The organism is Xenorhabdus sp. NBAII XenSa04 (assembly GCF_963866145.1).
Classification (GTDB): Bacteria; Pseudomonadota; Gammaproteobacteria; order Enterobacterales; family Enterobacteriaceae; genus Xenorhabdus; species Xenorhabdus indica.
Window position 1 is genome coordinate 1 of the sequence record NZ_CAWMEB010000299.1, and the last position, 378, is coordinate 378.

1 protein-coding gene is annotated in these 378 nt (G+C 40.2%); it reads right to left on the reverse strand.

Annotation, left to right across the window (positions count from 1 at the left end; genetic code table 11):
* Nucleotides 1-167 precede the first annotated feature (167 nt).
* The coding region (locus AAC147_RS10735; RefSeq protein WP_197056450.1) for a polymorphic toxin type 15 domain-containing protein at nt 168-378 on the reverse strand (211 nt) is incomplete at its 5' end.

Consider the following 378-nt stretch of genomic DNA (forward strand, 5'->3'; position numbering starts at 1 on the left):
TTCAATGATGATTGGTATATAACTATTCCAACCTTCATGTTTCCAATAATATCATAATTGCCCAGGCAGTTTCCCCAGCCATTTATCCATGGCTTCGTCAGGGACTGCTCTGTGTTGAGTTGCTTCTCCCATTTTTTCAATATAATACTCAAAAAACTCGTCACGCATCATTTTTTCCCCTTACCTCGACATAATTCTAATTGTACATTCATTTTGGCATCACCTAATCCACTGTCCAGAGCGTCCTTAGCTGCATCATCAAGTGATTTTATACGTTTTCCATTCCAGCTACCACCGATGGCACTATTAATTCCTTTATCACCCATTTTCTTAGGTGCGTATTGTCCATATCCTCCTGCAACCGGTTGTCGAAAGAGT